This window comes from Nonomuraea sp. NPDC050547, assembly GCF_044457345.1.
In the GTDB taxonomy this organism is placed as follows: Bacteria; Actinomycetota; Actinomycetes; order Streptosporangiales; family Streptosporangiaceae; genus Nonomuraea.
In genome coordinates, this window is sequence record NZ_JBITGW010000013.1 from 177,284 (window position 1) to 191,449 (window position 14,166).

14 protein-coding genes are annotated in these 14,166 nt (G+C 71.7%); 12 read left to right on the plus strand and 2 right to left on the minus strand.

What is annotated here, in order from left to right:
* Positions 1–86: 86 nt before the first annotated feature.
* A complete protein-coding gene (locus ACIBHY_RS30900) occupies positions 87–446 on the plus strand; it encodes a winged helix-turn-helix transcriptional regulator (protein WP_397244264.1) in 360 nt (119 codons plus the stop codon).
* Here ACIBHY_RS30900 and ACIBHY_RS30905 read toward each other — a convergent pair.
* Entirely contained in the window at positions 443–907 is a 465-nt protein-coding gene (locus ACIBHY_RS30905) for a MarR family winged helix-turn-helix transcriptional regulator (protein ID WP_397308512.1), read from the minus strand. The genes ACIBHY_RS30900 and ACIBHY_RS30905 overlap by 4 nt on opposite strands.
* 72 nt (positions 908–979) lie before the next feature.
* Here ACIBHY_RS30905 and ACIBHY_RS30910 point away from each other — a divergent pair, with 72 nt between their 5' ends.
* The 11 genes from ACIBHY_RS30910 (at position 980) to ACIBHY_RS30960 (ending at position 13,203) form a co-directional block, all read left to right on the plus strand.
* Positions 980–2,371 (plus strand): MFS transporter, encoded by a 1,392-nt coding sequence (locus tag ACIBHY_RS30910; protein ID WP_397244260.1) that lies wholly within the window; start codon positions 980–982, stop codon positions 2,369–2,371.
* Between the two features lie 127 nt (positions 2,372–2,498).
* On the plus strand, positions 2,499–4,004 hold the full coding sequence (locus ACIBHY_RS30915) for an amidohydrolase (protein WP_397308513.1): 1,506 nt from the start codon (positions 2,499–2,501) through the stop codon (positions 4,002–4,004).
* A 15-nt stretch (positions 4,005–4,019) separates the two neighbouring features.
* Positions 4,020–4,145: a hypothetical protein gene (locus tag ACIBHY_RS30920; RefSeq protein WP_397244255.1), complete on the plus strand. Its 126-nt coding sequence runs from the start codon at positions 4,020–4,022 to the stop codon at positions 4,143–4,145.
* Positions 4,146–4,195: 50 nt separating this feature from the next.
* Complete coding sequence (locus ACIBHY_RS30925) at positions 4,196–5,281, plus strand: ABC transporter substrate-binding protein (protein ID WP_397244253.1); 1,086 nt, start codon at positions 4,196–4,198, stop codon at positions 5,279–5,281.
* A 30-nt stretch (positions 5,282–5,311) separates the two neighbouring features.
* On the plus strand, positions 5,312–6,418 hold the full coding sequence (menC, locus tag ACIBHY_RS30930) for an o-succinylbenzoate synthase (protein WP_397308514.1): 1,107 nt from the start codon (positions 5,312–5,314) through the stop codon (positions 6,416–6,418).
* On the plus strand, positions 6,415–7,785 hold the full coding sequence (locus ACIBHY_RS30935; RefSeq protein WP_397308515.1) for a serine hydrolase domain-containing protein: 1,371 nt from the start codon (positions 6,415–6,417) through the stop codon (positions 7,783–7,785). Before menC ends, ACIBHY_RS30935 begins: the two co-directional genes overlap by 4 nt.
* The gene (locus ACIBHY_RS30940; protein ID WP_397244247.1) at positions 7,782–8,816 is read left to right on the plus strand and encodes a FecCD family ABC transporter permease; all 1,035 of its coding nucleotides are present in this window, start codon (positions 7,782–7,784) and stop codon (positions 8,814–8,816) included. The genes ACIBHY_RS30935 and ACIBHY_RS30940 overlap by 4 nt, the downstream gene beginning before the upstream one ends.
* 5 nt (positions 8,817–8,821) lie before the next feature.
* Positions 8,822–9,883: a FecCD family ABC transporter permease gene (locus ACIBHY_RS30945; RefSeq protein WP_397244245.1), complete on the plus strand. Its 1,062-nt coding sequence runs from the start codon at positions 8,822–8,824 to the stop codon at positions 9,881–9,883.
* Between the two features lie 12 nt (positions 9,884–9,895).
* A complete protein-coding gene (locus ACIBHY_RS30950) occupies positions 9,896–10,738 on the plus strand; it encodes an ABC transporter ATP-binding protein (RefSeq protein WP_397308516.1) in 843 nt (280 codons plus the stop codon).
* Positions 10,729–11,370, plus strand: coding sequence for an FMN-binding negative transcriptional regulator (locus tag ACIBHY_RS30955; RefSeq protein WP_397244241.1), 642 nt, complete (start codon positions 10,729–10,731; stop codon positions 11,368–11,370). The genes ACIBHY_RS30950 and ACIBHY_RS30955 overlap by 10 nt, the downstream gene beginning before the upstream one ends.
* Before the next feature lie 222 nt (positions 11,371–11,592).
* Complete coding sequence (locus tag ACIBHY_RS30960; RefSeq protein ID WP_397244239.1) at positions 11,593–13,203, plus strand: PucR family transcriptional regulator; 1,611 nt, start codon at positions 11,593–11,595, stop codon at positions 13,201–13,203.
* On the opposite strand, the gene ACIBHY_RS30965 is transcribed toward ACIBHY_RS30960, so the two are convergent.
* Positions 13,164–14,021 carry a GNAT family N-acetyltransferase gene (locus tag ACIBHY_RS30965; protein ID WP_397308623.1) on the minus strand — a complete coding sequence of 286 codons (858 nt, stop codon included), beginning with the start codon at positions 14,019–14,021 and terminating at the stop codon, positions 13,164–13,166. The genes ACIBHY_RS30960 and ACIBHY_RS30965 overlap by 40 nt on opposite strands.
* Between the last annotated feature and the right edge of the window lie 145 nt (positions 14,022–14,166).

The following is a 14,166-nucleotide window of genomic DNA, read 5'->3' on the forward strand; positions in this document are numbered from 1 at the left end:
CATCCTTTCCACCGCCGTTAGAGTTGACCAGTACCGACTATTTAGTGGGGTACCCACCCACAGGTAAGTATGTCTGAGGAGGGCGGATGGCGACATCAGCACGAAGGGGCCCGTACTTCTGCGGCATCGACGCGGCGATGGACGTGGTCTCGGGGAAGTGGAAGTCGCTGATCCTCTGGGAGCTGAACAACTACGGGACCCGCCGCTTCGCCGAGCTCCGGCGCGGGCTGCCCGGCGTCAGCGAGAAGATGCTGATCCAGCATCTGCGCGAGATGGAGGAAGACGGGCTCGTGCACCGTGAGGTGTATCGCGAGGTGCCGCCGAAGGTCGAGTACTCCCTGACCGAGGACGGCCTCTCGCTCAACGCCGCCCTGAGCTCCCTGGGACGCTGGGGCACCGAACGCATCGAGCGGATCGGGGCGGAGAAGGTGAACCTGCCGCTCTAGCCGCGCAGGCGTTCCTCGAGGATCGCCGTCATCTCCGTGGAGAGCTTGCCGAGCAGGCGCGTGAGGTCGGCGCGGTCCTCGGGGTCCCAGGCGGCCATGGCGGTCTCGAAGAGCTCGAGGTTGACCCGCAGGCAGACCTGGGCCACGTCGGTTCCCCGCGGAGTCAGCCAGATGCGCCATGCCCGGCCGTCGTCGGGGTCGCGCACGCGTTCCAGCAGGCCCTGCCGTTCGAGCTTGGTGACGGTCCTGGTGACGTGCGGGCTCTCCACGTGCAGGGCCTGAGCGATCGCGCCGACGCGCCGCGGCTCACCGGAGTCGAGCAGGTGGATCAGGACTTGCGCGTCCGGCTGATCGACCCGCATGCCGGCGACGGCGCCCAGCATGTCGTGGGTCTTGGCGCGCTTGAGCGTCGACACGACGCTGCGGAAGGCGGCGACGGTGGAAGCGAGCTCCTGATCCATCTATTTGCTTACCTAACTTACGTATGTATTATCGCTTCTCAGTTACTTACCCAAGTTACCTAAGGAGCCGTCATGGCGACAGTCGCCGCGACCGCCGAGCGCATGACACCCACCAGGAACCCATGGCCAGGAGTGGTGGTGCTGGCGTTCGCCGCCTCCGTGGCCGCCGTCCAGAACACCGCGGTCGTCCCGTTGCTTCCCATCCTCCAGCGCGAACTGAACGCCTCGTTGACCGCCGTGAGCTGGACACTCACGATCAGCTTGCTCGTCAGCGCGGTCGCGACACCGCTGTTGTCGCGATTCGGCGACATGTACGGCAAGCGCCGCGTGATCCTCGGCGCGCTGGCCCTGCTCATCGCCGGCTCTGTCATCGCCGCGGTGGCCACCACCTTGCCCTGGTTGATCGTGGGCCGCGTGCTCCAGGGCTTCGTCGCCGCCCTGGTCCCGCTGGCGATCGGCGTGGTCCGTGACGTCCTGCCACGAGACCAGCTCGCCACCGGCATCGGCGTGCTCAGCGCGACCATGGGGTTCGGCGCGGGCGGCGGCATGCTCCTGGCGGGCCTGGTCGCCGGTGACTACCACATGCTCTTCTGGGTGACGACCGGGCTGTCGGTGATCGGCTCGGTCTTCGTCTTCTTCCTGGTACGCGACACCGCGCCGGCCGGCGGCGGCCGCCCCGACCTGGCCGGCGCCGCACTGATGATCGTCTGGCTGGTGGCGCTCCTGCTGGCGATCAGCCAGGGCGGCACGTGGGGCTGGACCTCGGCGGCGACGCTCGGCGTGTTCGCGCTGGCGGCCGTGGTGGCCGTCGTCTGGGTGCTGGTCGAGCGCCGGGTGTCCGAGCCGCTGGTGCAGATGGCGATGCTGGTCCACCGCGGCACCGTCGGCGCGACCGTGGCCTCGATGCTGCTCGGGTTCGGCTTCTTCATGAGCATGACCGGCATCTCCGGCTTCGTACAGGGACCCGCGCTGCGCGCGAGCGTCCTGCAGGTCGGTCTCTACCTGCTGCCCAGCACGCTGTTCATGCTGGTGATCTCGCTGTTCGCGGGCCGGCTCATGCGCCGCTTCGCCGCCGCCTCGCTGGTCGGGACGGGTTCCGCGATCGCCGGCGCGGCGGGCCTGTGGCTCGTCTTCGCGCACACCGGCCCCGCCGACATCCTGGTCGCCACCTCGCTCATGGGCATCGGACTGGGCGTCAGCTACGCCGCGCTGGGCACGATGGCGGTCGAACACGTCCGGCCCGAGCAGACCGCGGTCGCGGCCGGGATCAACGCGCTGGTACGCATCGCGGGCGGCAGCACGGCCGGCGCCGTGATCGCCGCCATCCTGGCCTCGCTGCCCGGGGAACACGGCTACCAGTGGGTCTTCGGCGTCGCCGCCGGGGCGGGCGCGCTGGCCGCCGCCTTCGCGTTCCTCTACGGAAGGCTCAACCGCGACCTGACGGCCACGGCGAACCGCGCCTGAGCGTCTGAGCGGACGGCTGACGACGGCGGGGGTGACGCCGGCTTTTCGTTGACCGCGACGATGCGCCGCGAGCAAATCCGTGCGATGGCCCGGTGCCCGCGTCAGGCGGGCCCTGGACAGTGTGAACATGATTTCGAACCCCACCGAGACACCCCGCACCCTCACCCTCACCCGCGCCCGCCTCGCGGGCCCGCTCCCGGACGGTGACGGGCAGCTCATGGACATCGTGCTACGGGACGACCGGGTGCACGCCATCCACCCCACCGGGACCGTTCAGACCAAGGGTGAGACCGTCGACCTGGACGGCCGGGTGGTGATGCCCGGCCTGTGGGACCACCATGTGCACTTCGACATGTGGGCCCTGCGCGAGAGCCGCCTGGACGTCTCGCCGGCCCGGTCGGCGGCCGAGTGCGCGGCGCTCGTGCGCACCCGGCTGGCCGAGCGGCCGCCGGACCCGGGCGCCACGCTGGTCGGCACCGGCTTCCAGGACGGGACCTGGCCCGACCTGCCCACCGCGGACCTGCTCGACGCCTGCGCCGGACCCATCCCGGTCGTCCTGATCAGCCACGACATCCACTGCGCCTGGCTCAACACCGAGGCGCTGCGCCGCTGGGCGCCGTCCCTGCGCTCGGACGGGCTGGTTCGCGAGCAGGACTGCTACGAGCTCGTCGCCCGGCTCAACGACCTTCCCGTCGAGCACCTTGACGCACTCGTGGCCGAGTCGGTCCGCCGCGCGCACGCGCGCGGAACCGTGGGGATCGTCGAGTTCGAGCGCCGGCCGAACCTGGACAGCTGGGCGCGCCGGGCACGATCGGGGGTGACGATGCGGGTGGCGTGCGGGGTGTACACCGACCACCTCGACGACGCGATCCGGCGCGGGCTGGCCACCGGTGACGTGCTGCCCGGCACCCGGGGCCTGGTCGAGATGGGGTCGTTCAAGATCGTGGTGGACGGTTCGCTGAACACGCGCACCGCCTGGTGCCACGACGCCTTCCCCGGTCTCGACGGGGAGGACGCCTTCGGCCTGCAGGCGGTGGAGGCCGGCGACCTGCGTGACCTGGTCGGCCGGGCACACGCCGCCGGCATCGCGTCCGCCGTCCACGCGATCGGCGATCGCGCCAACACGCTCGCCCTCGACACGTTCGAGACGACCGGCGCCCGCGGGACGATCGAGCACGCGCAGCTCCTGAGCACGCGGGATCTGGGCCGCTTCGCCCGGCTCGGGGTGGCGGCGAGCGTGCAGCCGCGCCACGTCATCGACGACCGGGACGTGGCCGACCGGCACTGGCAGGGGCGTACCGAGCGGGCCTTCCCGCTGGCGTCGCTCCTGTCGGCCGGCGCCCGGGTCCTCTTCGGGTCGGACGCGCCGGTGGCGCCGCTGGATCCGTGGGTCTCGATGGCCTCGGCGGTGTCCCGGGCCGGCCGCGGTCAACGGCCGTGGCACGCGGAGCAGCGGGTCTCCGTCGACCAGGCCCTGCGCGCCTCGGCCCGCCACGACCGCCTGGCACCCGGCGTGCCCGCCGACATCGCCGTCCTCGCGGCGGACCCTCGCGCCCTCGATGCCGAGGAACTGGCCGCCATGCCCGTCGAGGCCACGGTGGTGGCCGGTGAGCTGGTCCACCGGCGCTGGTGATCTTCGGCGAATCGGGTGAACCTCCTGCCCGACCGGCTCGACGAGCGCGAGGAGGTCGTCAACGGCGTCTGCCGTACGCACGGATCGGCGGCGCAGAGTTCGTCGGGATCACTGACGAAGTGCGGCGATGTGCCGACCTAAGGTATGCCGCACCCCAGACCGGGTTCCAGAACGTGGAGGAGTGGTCCGGCATGATCAGGCCGACGGCAGGCAGCGCGCTGCGCGCCACCACACAGAAGAGTTTCGGACGGCGAGGCTTTTTGACCGGGCTCGGAGCGCTGGGCATGGCGCTCGCGGTGCCGGGCTGCGCGAAGGAGGACGGCAAGCCGTCGCCGGCCGGGGCCACCGGCAGCGCCGACAACGCCGACAAGGTGGTCGAGCACGCGTACGGCAAGACCACGGTTCCCAAGGACCCGAAGCGGATCGTCGCTCTGGGCCAGACCGACATCGACGTCCTCGTCGCGCTCGGCGTGCCGCCCGTGGCCGTCGGGGTGTTCAGCGGTGACTGGTACTCGCCGCTGCACCCGTGGAACAAGGACGCCTTCCCCAAGAACCCGGACTTCCTCGACTTCGAGGAGTACTCCATCGAGAAGATCCTCGCGCTGAAGCCCGACCTGATCACCGGGGTCATGGGCGGCATGACGAAGAAGGAGTACGACAAGCTCAGCTCGATCTGCCCGGTGGTGGCGCAGCCCAAGGGCTTCACCGACTGGAACGCGCCGCTGGAGCAGCAGACCCAGATGCTCGCGACCGCCCTGGGCCGGGAGGACAAGGGCAAGACGCTGGTGGACGGCATCACCAGCCAGGTGAAGGCGGCCGTCGCGGCCAACCCGGGCTTCGCCGGCCTGACCGTGGCGATCGCCGAGTGCTGGGGGGACACGTTCAAGGTGATCGGTCCCGCCACCCCGCGCTCCAAGTTCTTCACCAACCTCGGCTTCAAGAGCCTGCCCGAGCTGGATGCCCTGGTGGGCACCGCCTACAGCGCGGACATCTCCTCCGAGAAGCTCTCCCTGATCGGAGCGGCCGACCTCGTGCTGTGGACGACCGACGGCGGTCAGGTGGAGGCGCTGAAGAAGAACCCGGTCGTCTCCGGGCTGAAGTCCACCAAGGAGGGCCGCTCCCTCTGGTCGACCGGGATGAAGATCGACTCCGCGTTCTGGTCGATGGACTGGGGCACGGTGCTGAGCCTGCCGTACGCCATCGAGCACGTCATCCCGCAGATCAAGGCGGCGATCGACGGGAACACGGGCACCAAGGTCGAGAACTTCTCCTCCTGACGGCCGGACCAGAGAACACAGGAGGAACGCATGATCGAGTCCATCGAGATACGCACCGTGCGGCTGCCGCTCCGCGCGCCGTTCCAGACGTCGAACGGCGTCAGCACCGAGCGCGAGCTCGTCCTGGTCCGGATCGCGGGAGGAGGGGCCGAGGGCTGGGGCGAGTGCGTGGCGGAGCGGGAGCCGACCTACTCCAGCGAGCACAGCCGCGGCGCCGTGGACGTCATGCGTTCGTTCCTGCTGCCTCGGCTGCTCGCGGCGGAGGTCCGCACCGCGGAGGAGGTGGCGCCGGCGCTGCGCGGCGTGGTCGGCCATCCCATGGCGAAGGCGGCGCTGGAGCTGGCCGTCCTCGACCTCGTGCTCCGTCTGCGCGGGGTGTCACTCGCCCAGTACTTCGGCGCCACCAGGACGAGGATTCCCGCCGGCGTCTCGGTCGGCATCCAGCCGTCGGTGGCGGCGCTGCTGGACGTCGTGGGCGGGTTCGTGGACGAGGGCTACCGGCGGATCAAGCTCAAGATCCAGCCCGGCTGGGACGTGGAGCCGGTCCGGGCGGTCAGGAAGAAGTTCGGCGACGAGCTGCCGCTGCAGGTCGACGCCAACGCGGCCTACGACCTCGCCGACGCCCCGCTCCTGCGCCGGCTCGACGAGTTCGGGCTGCTGCTCATCGAGCAGCCCCTGCATCACGACGACCTCTATCAGCACGCGCGGCTGGCCGAGACGCTGACGACGCCGCTGTGCCTGGACGAGTCCGTGGTCTCGGCCCGCTCGGCCGCGGCGGCGATCTCGATGGGCGCCGCGAGCATCATCAACGTCAAGCCGGGACGCGTCGGCGGATACCTGGAGGCCAAGCGGATCCACGACCTGGCCCAGGCCCACGGGGTGGCGGTGTGGTGCGGCGGCATGCTGGAGAGCGGCCTCGGCCGCCGGGCCAACATCGCCCTCGCCGCGCTCCCGGGTTTCACCCTCCCGGGCGACACGTCGGCCTCCGACCGCTTCTACGAGACCGACATCACCGACCCCGTCACGCTTGAGACGGACGGGCACGTGCTCGTCCCCACCGAACCCGGCATCGGCGCCACGCCCGACCCGGACCTTCTCCGCACGTACACCGTGGACACCTGGAGCTACGAACAATGACCGACAGCACGCTCATACCGAGCCTCGACCAGGTCGCCGACCGGATCGAGGACCTGATGGCCCGGCACCGGCTGCCGTCGGTCTCGCTCGCGATCGCCCAGGGTGACCGGGTGGAGGCCCGCGGCTTCGGGATGGCCGACCTGCGGGGGCGGCCGGCGACCGGCGACACGCCGTACCTGCTGGCCTCGGTCACCAAACCCGTCGTCGCGACCCTGTGCGTCATGCTCGCCGAGCGCGGGCTCATCGACCTCGACGAGCCGCTGGCCGACCGGCTGCCCTGGCTAGACCGGCAGCGGCCGGGCCGCGCCGGCCGGCCGACCGCCCGTCAGGCGCTGAACCACAGCGCCGGGTTCGGACGCTACTGGGATTTCGCCTACGACGAAGAGCCCCTGGGCATCGAGCGGGCCGCCGACCGGTACGGCGTCCTCATCCACGCGCCTGGCACCCGCTTCGAATACGCCAACCTCGGGTACGGCGTGCTGGAGCCGTGGCTGGCCGCGGCGACCGGCCATCCGCTGGGCGAACTGCTGGAGCGGTATCTGTTCGGGCCGCTGGGGCTGGGCTCCGGCGCCTATGGTCCCGGAGCCGGAGGGGCGGACGCGGCGGTGCCGTACACGGCCGAGCGGCATGTTCCCTACCCGACGATCACCACCAGCCACCCGGCCGCGAGCATGGCCTGGATGTCGGCCGCCGACCTGGCCAGGTTCGGGCTGACCCACACGTACGGGTCGGCGGTGCTGGCGCCGGGTTCGGCCGCGGCGGTGCGCACGCCGGGCCTGGAGGACGGGGAACGCTACGGCCTGGGACTGAACGTCCGCCACCCCGACGGCGTCGAGGTGCTGGCCCACGCCGGGGACATGTGCGGGGTGGGCGCGTCGCTGGCCATCCTCCCGGAGTTCGGGGTGAGCGCCGCCGCCGTCGTCAACCAGACCGGATCTTTCGCCCCTGCGCGCACGGCCTGCGAGATCCTCCTCGAGACCCTGGTGAGCCACATCGGACCGGAGGAGGACACGACCTCGCCCAAGCCCGTGCCGGCCGGAGAGTGGGCCGGCCAGGTGGCGACCCCCTTCGGCGCGGTACCGCTGCGAGCAGAGGTGGACGGCGCCGGCTCGGTGTGGATCGAGGTCGCCGGCTCCGGCCGGGTCCAGGCGCGGGTCGAGGAGGACGAGTCGTACGACGTGATGCTCGCCGCCGAGTTGCAACTGCCCACTCCTGACGCGCTGCGGGCCAGCCCATGGCTCGAACTCGCCCTCGACGTCGGCGACGACCGCCTGGCAGGGTCCGCCAGGGCGGTCAAGCACGGCGAGAGCGGGGACCGGGTGGGCAACTGCCTCACCCACTGGTGCGAACTGGAGCGGGTCCGTTGAGCACCCAGACGCTCCCGGCGCCCGCCGTCGCACGGGCCGGTCAGCGGCGGCTGACACTCGGACTCGGGGTCGCGGCGGCGATCCTGCTCCTTCTCATGGCGGCGAGCCTGGCCCTGGGCGCCGAGAACGTGCCGTTCGCCGACGTCTGGCAGTCACTGACCGTGGGCGGCACCGACGCCGACGTCATCGTGCGGGGCGTACGGTTGCCACGGACGATCCTCGCGGTCCTGGTCGGCGCCGCACTGGCGGTCGCCGGAGCGCTGATGCAGGCGCTGAGCCGCAACCCGCTCGCCGAGCCCGGCCTGCTCGGCGTCAACGCCGGCGCCGCGCTGGGCGTGGTGATCGCGATGGCGCACCTCGGGGTCGCCTCCCTCACCGGCTACGTCTGGTTCGCCCTCATCGGAGCCAGCATCGCGACGGTCGCCGTCTACACCCTCGGCTCCGCGGGCACGGCGGGAGCCAGCCCGGCCCGGCTCGCCCTCGCCGGCGCGGCCATCACCGCGGCGCTCACGGGAGTGATCTCCGCGATCGTCCTGCTGTCCTCGACGGTGTTCAACGGGTTCCGGGCCTGGAGCGTCGGAACGTTGTCCGGCCGCACGGCTCCGGTGGTGATCCAGGTGGCGCCGTTCATCGTCGCCGGCATCGTGCTGACGCTGTTCCTGGTCTCCTCGCTCAACGCGCTGGCCCTCGGCGAGGACGCGGCGAAGGGGCTGGGGGCCAACGTGGGGCGTACCCGCCTGCTGGGAGTCGTCGCGACGACGCTGCTGTGCGGCGCGGCCACGGCGGCGGCCGGGCCGATCTCGTTCGTCGGCCTGGTGGTGCCGCACATGGTCCGCACCTTCACCGGCCCCGACCATCGCTGGCTGCTGCCGTACTGCCTGCTCGCCGGGCCGATCCTCATGGTGGCCGCCGACCTGGCCGGGCGCCTGATCGCCCGGCCGGGTGAGCTGCCCACGGCACTGGTCACCGCCATCGTCGGCGCGCCCGTGTTCGTCTACCTGATCCGCCGTCGCCGGATGGCCGGACTGTGAGCGCCGTGAAGACGGCCCGCCGTGAGCAGGCGGCCCCGCACACGGCCGCGCGGCTGTCCTGGCGCGGATGGTCGGTCCTGTGGCGTCCGCGCGCCGTGCTCGCGAGCGCCGCGGTCGTGCTGGTCGCGCTCGGCTTCGCCCTGGTGCAGCTGGGCGTCGGCGACTACCCGATGTCCCCGGGAGAGGTACTGGCGACGCTGACCGGCAACCGGGGCGCCGCCCAGGAGTTCGTGATCTTCGATCTCCGGCTTCCCCGGCTGCTCACCGCCGGGCTGGTCGGACTCGCGCTGGGAGCCAGTGGCGCGATCTTCCAGTCGGTGACCCGCAACCCCCTGGGCAGCCCCGAGATCATGGGCTTCACCATGGGCGCCTCCGCGGGCGCCGTGGCGATGGTCCTCGTCTTCGGCGGCCAGGAAGGCTCCGGCATGGCCGGCGCCCTCATCGGCGGATTCGCCACCGCCGCCACCGTCTACGGGCTCGCCCATCGCCGCGGCATCCAGGGGTTCCGCCTGATCCTGGTCGGCGTCGCCGCCACCGCGCTGCTCGACAGCCTCATCTCCTACCTGCTGCTGCGTGCCCGGCTGCAGGACGCCGAGAGCGCGTACACCTGGCTGGTGGGCAGCCTCAACGGGGCCGACTGGCAGCAGGTCCAGATCATCGGGCTGACCGTCTGCCTGATGATCGTCCCGGTGCTCGCGATCGGGAGCCAGATGCGCCTCCTGGAGATGGGCGACGATCTCGCGCAGGGGCTCGGCGTCCGCGTCAAGCCGACCCGCCTGCGGTTGCTGGTGATCGGGACGGTGCTGTGCGCGGGAGCCGTCGCGACCGCGGGGCCGATCGCGTTCGTCGCGCTGGCCGCACCGCAGATCATGCGCCGCCTGACCGGCGGCTCGGTGTCGATCGTGCCCGCGGCCCTGATGGGCGCCCTGATCCTGATCGTGAGCGATCTCGCCGCCCAGCGCGTCTGGCCGGACTCCCAGATGCCGGTCGGCATCCCGACCCTTTGTATCGGCGGTACCTACCTGGCCTGGCTGCTGTACCAGCAGAGCCGTGCCTCCCGACTCTGACCTGGAGTGCCCATGAAGATAGAGAACCCGCCCGCGCCCGACGCGCTCCACGGCAACCGCCTGCGCGCGCACAACCTGTCTCTGCGGTACGGCGAGCGGGTCGTCGCGGAGAACCTGTCGATCGACATCCCCGACGGTTCGCTCACGATGATCGTCGGCCCGAACGCCTGCGGGAAGTCCACCCTGTTGCGCGCGCTCGCGCGGCTCCTGCCACCGGAGCGCGGCAGCGTCGTACTCGACGGCGAGGACATAGCGAAGTACCCGTCGAAGGAGGTCGCGCGCCGGCTCGGGCTCCTCCCGCAGACCTCGATCGCCCCCGACGGCATCACCGTGGCCGACCTCGTGGCCCGCGGCCGGTTTCCACACCAGAAGTTCCTGCGCCAGTGGTCGGCCGACGACGACGTGGCCGTGACCAACGCGCTGGAACGGACGAACACCGGCGATCTCGCGACCCGCTACGTCGACGAGCTCTCCGGCGGCCAGCGCCAGCGCGTGTGGCTGGCCATGGCCCTCGCTCAGGAGACTCCGCTGCTGCTGCTCGACGAGCCGACCACCTACCTCGACATCACCCACCAGGTCGAAGTGCTGGACCTCTGCGCCGAGCTGCAGGAGAGCGGGGAGCGCACGATCGTGGTGGTGCTGCACGAGCTCAACCTCGCCGCCCGGTACGCCACCCACCTGATCGCCATGCGCGACGGGTCGGTGGTGGCCAGCGGGTCGCCCAAGGACATCGTCACCCCGGAGCTGATCGAGAAGGTCTACCAGCTTCCCTGCTCGATCATCGACGACCCCGAGACCGGAACGCCGCTGGTCATCCCGGCGGCCCGTAACAGGACCGGCGCACCATGTACGTGAACCCCGACTTCGCCGCCGGCACGCGGCAGGCCCACGACCTGATGGAGCGCTGGCCGTTCGCGGTCGTCATCGCGCTCGACCCGGACGTCCGGCTGTCGTTCGTGCCGGTGGAGCTCCGCCGGGACCAGGGCCGGCACGGGACGCTGGTCGGGCACGTCTCGGCCGCGGACCCCGTGGCCGGCGCGCTCCGCCAGGGCACCGCCCTGCGCGTCGCCTTCACCGGGCCCGTCGCCTACGTGAGCCCGGCGTGGTACGCCCAGCCGGGCCTGCCGACCTACAACTTCGGCGCGGTCGAGGCGGCGGGAACCGCCCGGCCGCTCGATGACCCGAAGCTGGTCAGGCAGCACCTGATGGCGCTGGTCGCGGCGCACGAAGGGGCGCGTACCGACGGGCTGGACAGGTGGCGGCCCGACGGCTGGGCGCGGCACCGCACCGAGGAGCTCCTGGGCGAGCTGCAGGCGTTCGTGATGCCGATCGACCGGCTGGAGGTGAAGCTGAAGATCGGTCAGAACCGCACGCCGGGCGACCGCCTGGGCACCATCGCCGGCCTGGAGGCGGCGAACCCCTCGCACCACGCCGAGGCCGCCGCCTTGATGCGCGCGCGATACGGCGCCGACGGGTGCCCCCACTGACCGTCCGGTGGGTCGGGCGCACGAATCCGCCGGGCCGCTCTCGTCGTTTCCACCGAGATCCGCGCTGGTGGACGTGCCTACCATGGGCGGACCACTCCGGGAACGACAGGCAGGTGAACAGTGGGAACCACTCCGAATCCCACCGAGGACGGACGCTCCTCCCACGGTGAGCCCGCCGGTCGAGGACCGACCCTGGGCAGGGTCCTGCAGCATCTGGGACCGATGCTGCTCGCGACGCTCGCCGGCACGCCCCGCTACCTGGCGCCCGTCGGCGGTGTCGTCGTCCACGACGCGGACGACCCGCCGCCGATTCCCGTGGGGGCGATCGTCCTCGGCGTCGGCGTCACGGCGCCCGACGACGTCCGTTCGCTGGTCCGGCTGGCCTGTCTGCACGCCGCCGCCGCGGTGCTCATCCGGCAGCCGCGCGAACGCGGGCTCGCCGTCGACGACCTGCTTCCCGATGAGGGAATGGTCGTGCTCGGCCTGCCGGCGGGAGTGTCCTGGCAGCAGGTGATCGCGGTGCTCGGGACGGCCCTGCAGTCGCCCCCGCACCCGAAGGTCCACGATCTGGGCGGGCGCGAGGTCGGCGATCTGTTCGGCATGGCGGGCGCCATCAGCGATCTCATCGGCGCCCACGTCACCATCGAGGACCGCAACTCCGTCGTGCTGGCCTACTCCGACCACCAGGGGGAGACCGACCCGATCCGCGTCGAGGTGATCCTGGGACGCCGGACGCCCGAGCCCTACTGGGTCTTCGACGAGGAGCGCGGGGCGCTGCGCGCGATCCGCGAGTCCGTGCGCCCGGTGTTCCTGCCGCCGCTCGACCTTCCCGACGGCCGCGTCACCCGGGGCCGGGTCGCGGTCGCCGTCCGCGCCGGCGACGAGATCCTGGGCTCGATCTGGGGCGTCGTCGACAAACCGCTCACCACGGAGAAGGACGACCTGCTGCTCGACGCCTCCCGGCTCGTGGCCCTGCACATGCTCCAGCTGCGGGCCGGCGCCGACGGAGCCAGACGGCTGCGGACCGACCTCGTGGCGACCGCCCTGACCGGCGGTCCCGAGGCCCGTTCCGCGCTGGACCGGCTGCGCCTGGCCGGGCATTCGCTGATCGTCGTCGCGCTGACGCTGAACGAACCGGCCGACGGCGCGTACACCGGGGCGGCGGCACACGTCACCAAGCTGCAGCGGCTGGCGGTCTCCTTCCAGGTCCACCTGGCCGGGACCTGGGCCGACACGGCCGTGGCGCTCCTGGACGACACCGTCTACGCGCTCGTGCCGTCCCGCCGCGAGGACACCGAGGTCAGCCTCGAACTCACCTGCCGGAGCTTCATCGGACGAGGCGCCGAGGGCGCCGTCGTGGGCATCGGCAGAGTCGTGCACGAGGCCGCGGAACTGGAGCTGTCACGGGCGGACGCGGACCGTGCGCTGCGGGTGCTGGGACGGCGTCCGCCCGAGCCGTCATCGGCGCCCTGGGCCGACCGGGTGGCCCGCGCGTGCGACATCGAGGTGGAGGCGCTCATGATGGAGCTGCGCGACCTCGCCGCGAGCTCGAAGCGCGGGCCGTTCGGCGCCTACGCGCGGCTGCTCGCCTACGACGAGACCCGGGACTCGACGTTCATGGTGGAGACGTTGCGCGCCTGGCTGGACGCCCATGGCGACGTGATGGCCGCCTCCGCGGCGACCCACGTCCACCAGAACACCTTCCGGTACCGGCTCAAGCGGATGTCGGAGATCGGGGAGTTCTCCCTCGACGACCCGGCGGCGAGGTTCACGCTGCAGCTCCAGCTGCATCTCTATCCGCCGGAGCCCGCCACCGGGCGCTCCAGCAGGTAGCAGCCGTCGCGGCGGACGTCAACGACGGCCCAGCCGTCGGAGAGCGCCCACGTCATCGCCTTGCGCAGACCGGCGCGCCACGCGCTGGCGGCGCCCGGGTTCGTGTGCCGCAGCGTCTCGATGTCCGCCGGGATCTGCAGCGCCAGCAGTTCGGCTCCCGAGCCGGGGCTGTCCAGGAGCGGGCGGTCGCCGTCCTGGCGGAGCAGGTAGTGCGGCTCTCCGCCCATGCCGGCGGAAGGGCGCGGGTACGGGCGCAGCAGGTTCCAGTTCGCCAGCGCCCGGTCCGAGTCGTCGTGACCGTTGAGCGTGTCACCCATGCTGCCGTAGAAGTTCTCGAAGTAGCGGTCGATCTGCGCGCCCAGGCGGTGCACGTTCAGGTAGGCGTTGCGGGCCACGAGGGGGTCGAAGGTCCACGTGATGTTCGTGGCCCCCACGCTCAGCGCCCAGTGGCGCTGGTGCAGTTTCAGGGCGTTCCCCGCCCCACGCCCCCGCAGCTCGGGCAGGACGCCGGCGAGGTGACTGTGCAACGTACGCGCCCACGGCGGCCCGAAGAAGCCGGCCGCGGCGCCCACCACCCGGTCACCGGCCCGCACCACGGCGACGTAGTTGCCGCTGTGGGCCAGAGCGATCAACGCGCCCGGGATGAGCAGGCTGTTGTCCCGCTGGTTCCAGACCCGATCGAAGAGCCGGCTCGCGGCCTCGCAGTCGGCCTGGGAGGAGGCCAGGTCGATCGTCACTCCGGCGCGCTTGGCGGCATCGGCCGCGAGCGAGGCCGCACCGAGCAGCCAGCCGTCCGCAACCTTGTTGTCATTCGTCATCACGCTTCTGCTCCACCTCACGCCTTGTCACGGACCGGGCCATCCTGACCGGCGAGGCATGGGCAGCGGCACAGACCGACTCACAAATTCCGCCGGGCTCCTTGGGTGATCCAAACGAACAGGCCCGCATGACCCGGCTTTGCCG

Excerpts from the sequence above, each read along its gene's own strand:
- ACIBHY_RS30900 (WP_397244264.1), top strand. The coding sequence starts at position 87 with ATGGCGACATCAGCACGAAGGGGCCCGTACTTCTGCGGCATCGACGCG.
- ACIBHY_RS30905 (WP_397308512.1), bottom strand. The coding sequence starts at position 907 with ATGGATCAGGAGCTCGCTTCCACCGTCGCCGCCTTCCGCAGCGTCGTG.
- ACIBHY_RS30910 (WP_397244260.1), top strand. The coding sequence starts at position 980 with ATGGCGACAGTCGCCGCGACCGCCGAGCGCATGACACCCACCAGGAAC.
- ACIBHY_RS30915 (WP_397308513.1), top strand. The coding sequence starts at position 2,499 with ATGATTTCGAACCCCACCGAGACACCCCGCACCCTCACCCTCACCCGC.
- ACIBHY_RS30925 (WP_397244253.1), top strand. The coding sequence starts at position 4,196 with ATGATCAGGCCGACGGCAGGCAGCGCGCTGCGCGCCACCACACAGAAG.
- menC (WP_397308514.1), top strand. The coding sequence starts at position 5,312 with ATGATCGAGTCCATCGAGATACGCACCGTGCGGCTGCCGCTCCGCGCG.
- ACIBHY_RS30935 (WP_397308515.1), top strand. The coding sequence starts at position 6,415 with ATGACCGACAGCACGCTCATACCGAGCCTCGACCAGGTCGCCGACCGG.
- ACIBHY_RS30950 (WP_397308516.1), top strand. The coding sequence starts at position 9,896 with ATGAAGATAGAGAACCCGCCCGCGCCCGACGCGCTCCACGGCAACCGC.
- ACIBHY_RS30955 (WP_397244241.1), top strand. The coding sequence starts at position 10,729 with ATGTACGTGAACCCCGACTTCGCCGCCGGCACGCGGCAGGCCCACGAC.
- ACIBHY_RS30960 (WP_397244239.1), top strand. The coding sequence starts at position 11,593 with ATGCTGCTCGCGACGCTCGCCGGCACGCCCCGCTACCTGGCGCCCGTC.
- ACIBHY_RS30965 (WP_397308623.1), bottom strand. The coding sequence starts at position 14,021 with ATGACGAATGACAACAAGGTTGCGGACGGCTGGCTGCTCGGTGCGGCC.